This is a genomic window from Frankia sp. CcWB3 (genome assembly GCF_977927595.1).
In genome coordinates this window covers 1,325-6,216 of the sequence record NZ_CDWRCK010000155.1, presented here as the reverse complement: position 1 = coordinate 6,216, position 4,892 = coordinate 1,325, and the positions used below count along the sequence as shown (strand labels likewise).

The window sequence follows — 4,892 nt, the reverse complement described above, 5'->3', positions numbered from 1 at the left end:
CGTCCCCTTAGGCAGCGGCGCGGTGACGTTCTGGACGCTACGGACCGTTGGTAGCTTGACACCGTGATCCAGCCGCCAGCGTGCGCGGGCAGCGAGGTTGGCCTGTAGCCGGCTCTGTATCCAATGCACGGTTTCCGGCGGCAACCACCGCCACAGCGGGGCCCGGGAGTAGAACAGCGTGGATTGGAGACGCCGCCGGACGCGGCGGTGCTTCGGGGTCTCCCGAGTGGTGTCGCCCTCGGTGTCGACGAGCCATCGGGTGATCGCTGAACGGGTGCTGCCCACCGACCAGAAGACCATCATGTCGAGCACGTGGGACAACACGAAGAAGCGAGGGTCCGCGATCGCGGCAGTGTACTTTTCACGGACCATCGCGCGCAGCATGTGCCAGTCCTGGCGAGTGGCTCGGTTCACCCGCTCGATATACGCCCGGTCCAGGTGCCCGGAGCGGACGTCGTCCTGGACAATGTTGGCGAGATGCCAACTGGTCACCAGGGCCAGCGCGATTCCCTGGCTGTAGTAGGCGTCGATGATGCTGCCCGCGTCGCCTACCATTGCATATCGCTGCGGGCTGACGAACGTGTCGGTCCAGTGCTGGACGTTGCGGTAGGTCCGGAACTCAAGGAGCGACTCCGGTGCGATTACCTTGTCGAGGACGGGGTGCCGCCGGATGAGATTCCAGAACTGCTCCTGCGGAGTTCGGCCGGGTGGCGCCGACCGCTGGTCGAAAGTCGCACCGACGCTGATCCGGTCCTTCGAGAGCCGGATGACCCAGATCCAGTAACCGCCCCCCCACAAATGTACGGTGTACAGGTCGCGTTGCGTATTGCGGCCGTTAGGGAAGGTATGCGTCCACTCGTCACCGAACAGACCGTCGGTCACGCCCTCGAACTGGCCCCAGACGGCCGTCGTCTGAAATCCGTCAGTCAGCTCCCGCCGCTCCGCGGCATGTCCGCGGCCACGGGCCAACAACCGGTTGCGCCCAGAACAGTCGACGCCCCAGCGCGCCCGGATGATGTTACTGTTTCCGGTTGTGCCGTTAAGCCATTCCACCTGATGCCAGTCCGCTCCCGGGGAGATCTGTATGTCGCTCACTCGGGCGGTGTCGACGAAAGTTATTCCAGCACGCCGTCGGACGGCCGCGCACATCGCATCCTCCGCTTCGGGGCGGACGATCTGCATGTCGAGGAACATGCAGCGGAACCACTTCTTGTCGGGCGCAAGATCGTAGAGATAGTGCGGCGGATTCGGGTCGGCATTGATGGCCCACTCGGTGGCGTCGCGGAAGTCTGATCTGTTCTCCGTGCCGTGGGAGAACCATACACCGAGTTTCGCGAATGATTTCTCGGTGATGAATTTGTCCAGCTCGCCCACAGTGCGGAGAAAAGCACTTGTGAAGCCTAGGAACGACTCTCCGACCTTGTAGCTGTGTTTCTTGTCGCGAAGGTTGTCGATCAGCGTTACTCGCAGGCCTCGTTTGGCAAGCTGAAGGGCGTTCGCCAGGCCTACGATGCCGGCACCGACTACCACGACATCAGTTTCGGAGGTCGTCCGCCGAATCGTCGGCACGCCCCCCATTGAATGGGCTTTCTCGTTGGTCATCAAATCAGGGATTTGTCGAAGTTGCAGGGGGGTGCGGGTCGGCCTCGTCTGCCGGCTGGATTTTCGCACTTGGTCTCGCATGCTTGGTCTCGCATGAAATTTACTTCGTCATAAGTGCACAGGGCTGGTATCGACGATATCAAGGGGCTTGTGTTGGCCAGCTCGCTCACCAGCAGCTCAGTGGGCTCGACGAGGTGGACATCTCCCTCCACTCAGTGCGTCCCACACGAACCGGCGGGCTGCCCGCGCTGACGTCGGCTGCGGGGGCAGCGCCATGATCAGGCTGGGGTACCGCGCCAGTCGCCGCGGCTCCGGCGCCTGGCATCCCAAGGCTGCCGGCAGTGCAGTCTGCGTTCTCGGCATTGGCACAGCCTGAGCGACGGACCGGCGTGCGGGGACGGGAGAACTACCTGTTTCACTACCTGTCCGCCCCAGTTGTGTCCCCCCGCAGGTAGCGGGACGGTGTTGTATGTGTCCGGACGTGGAAGGTCGAACCTGCCGGCGGAACTGACCAGCTTCGTCGGTCGCAGACGGGAGCTGGCAGAGGCATTGCGGTTGCTGTCCGGCGCCCGGTTGCTCACGCTGACCGGGCCCGGGGGGGTCGGGAAGACCCGCCTCGCCCTTCGGCTCGCGGCGGACCGGCAGCGCGCGTTCCCCGACGGTGTCTGGATCGCCGAGTTGGCCGACCTCGACGACCCGTCACTGGTCGCCGACGCGGTCGCCGAGGCGATGGGCCTGCAGCGCCTCTCCGGGCGATGGACCGCGGCGACGCTCGCCGCGCACCTTGCTCCGCGCAGGATCCTGCTCGTGCTCGACAACTGCGAGCACCTCGTGGACGCGTGTGCCCGGCTCGTCGACACCCTGCTGCGCGCGGGCCCGGGCCTGCGGGTCATCGCAACCAGCCGCCACCTGCTCGGGGTGGCCGGGGAACGGGTGCTGGGGGTGCCCCCGCTGAGGGTGCCCCCGGTGCCGGCCCCGGGCGCGGACCAGTCCGCCTTGGCTGGCGGGCTCGTCCAGTACGAGGCGGTGAGCCTGCTGGCGGAACGCGCGGCAGCGGTGCTCGGGGAATTCAGCCTCGACGAGGGCAACTGGCGGACCGTCGCGTTGCTGTGCCATCGCCTGGATGGCATCCCGCTGGCGATCGAACTGGCGGCTGCTTGGCTCCGGACGCTGTCCCTGGAGCAGATCCTCGATCGGCTCGACAACCGCTACAGCCTGTTGACGCGAGGCAACAGAGTCGGGCCCCGCCGCCAGCAGACCCTGCGCGCGCTGATCGACTGGAGCTTCGGCCTGTGCAATCCCGACGAGCAGCAGATGTGGGCGTGCCTGTCGGTGTTCGCCGACGGGTTCACGTTGGAGGCGGCTGAGCAGGTGGGGGGTGCCAGGTGCCCGCCGGCAGTCGTGCTGGACGTGCTGAGCGGGCTGGTTGACAAGTCGATTCTGGTCCGTGACGACGACGAGGGGACGGTCCGGTTCCGGATGCTGGACACCATTCGCCAGTACGGCCAGGACCGCCTGCGCGAGTCCGGTCGGGAGCAGGACGTGCGCCGTCGGCATCTCGCCTACTACCGCCGGATGGCGGCCCTCGCCGACGCTCAGTGGTGCAGCCCGGCCCAACTGGACTGGATCAGGCGGATCCGGAGCGAGCAAGCGAACCTACGGGTTGCGCTGGACTTCTGCCTCACTACACCGGGCCTGGCGGAGACCGCTCTGTCCATCATGGTGGCCCTGTGGCAATACTGGGCCGCCATCGGGCTGCTCAGCGAGGCGCGTTTCTGGTTTGATCGGGGGCTGAGCAAGGCCACGGAGCCGGACGGGATCCGGGCCATCGGTCTGCAATCGGCCGCCCACGCCGCGTCCCTCCAGGGCGACATCACCGCGGCGGCGTCACTGCTGGCCGAGGCTCGCGATCTGGCCGCTAGGCTGCACGACCAGCGGGTGCTCGCACGCATCGCCTGCGTCGAGGGCAGGCTCGCCGCCATCAGCGGGGACAGGCCGGCGGCGGTGGAGCGCAGTCAGGACGCCCGCCGCCGGTTCGCTGACCTCGACGAGCCGTTCGGCCTCGCCCAATCACTGCTCTATCTCGGGCTGGCCCACGGAATCCGCGAGGAACAGGACGCGGCGGCGATCGTCTTCGCGGAATGCGTGGCGTTGACCGAGCGCTTCGGTGAATACTGCTTCCGCTCGTTCGCTCTGTGCGGCCTCGGTCTGGCGGCCTGGCAGCTAGGCGAGTTGGAGCAGGCGATGGAGCACCATGCCGCGGCCATCTCCCTGAAATACGCGTTCCACGACCATGCCGGCATCGCTGTCGCGCTGGAGCAGCAGGCGTGGGTCATGGCCTCGGCCGGCCGGCACCACGAGTCCGCGGTCCTGCTCGGCGCGGCCGGGCGGATCTGGCGTGAGACCGGGGCGTCGATCGCCGCCTTCGGGCTCGCCCCGTTCCACCACCGATGCGAGGCGTCCCTGCGACGCGTCCTAGGTCAACGGAAGCTCGAACGCGCCCTGGCGCAGGGCGCGGAACTCGACCTGGACGAGGCCGTCGCCGCGGCTACCCAGGGCACCGGGACTCCTGTCGCCCACCCCGTCGTTCCCGCCGGCGAGCCGGAGGTGCCCCTGACTCTCCGGGAGCGTCAGGTGGCGGACCTCGTCGCCCGCGGCCTGAGCAACAAGGAGATCGCGAGCTACCTGGTGATCGCCCAGCGCACGGCGGAAGGTCACGTCGAGCGCATTCTCGGCAAGCTCGGTTTCACCTCACGGGCCCAGATCATCGCGTGGGTAAAGGACAGCAGCAGGAGCCTCCAGGAACGTACGTGTGAGCCGCAGCGACATGTTGGCGAGCGTGAGCGGATCGCCCCTACCCCGCCCCCGCATCCTCATGGAGATTCTGTAGGTGGAGATTCTGTAGGCGTACAACCTCACGGGTAGTTACGGGCAGCGACTTCGCTGGCGACTGTAGATCATCGACCTCGAGCGGGCGGAGGTCGTCGTGCTGGCCTGCCACTACCGTCCCCGGGTACAGAGGGCACCCAGCCCGGTCGTGTCCATCTCATGTGGAACGTGACAACCTAGTCGAGGTCCAGGTGGAGGTTTTCCGCCTGCTGGGCTGACCGTGAGGAACGCTGATCTCCTCGGCAGCGAGAATGGCGGCGGCGAGACGCTCGGTCGTGACGGTGGCCGGTCATGAGGTCACCTCGGTCGGATCATGCGGCCGAACAGTGCGATCGCCGACGTCTGCAACTCGGCGACGCTGGGCGTGAGTCGCTGCCGCGCGGCGTCCCAGGCGGCGTCCC

Annotated in this window: 2 protein-coding genes; one reads left to right on the top strand and one right to left on the bottom strand. The window is 67.0% G+C overall.

Annotated elements, in window-relative coordinates:
* Nucleotides 1-1,602 (bottom strand): NAD(P)/FAD-dependent oxidoreductase (locus ACY5KJ_RS12920; protein WP_462188360.1); only part of this gene is annotated, 1,602 nt, incomplete at its 3' end.
* Between the two features lie 471 nt (nucleotides 1,603-2,073).
* Between ACY5KJ_RS12920 and ACY5KJ_RS12915 the strand changes: the two genes are divergently transcribed.
* On the top strand, nucleotides 2,074-4,527 hold the full coding sequence (locus ACY5KJ_RS12915; RefSeq protein ID WP_462203437.1) for an ATP-binding protein: 2,454 nt from the start codon (nucleotides 2,074-2,076) through the stop codon (nucleotides 4,525-4,527).
* The last annotated feature ends 365 nt before the right edge of the window (nucleotides 4,528-4,892 follow it).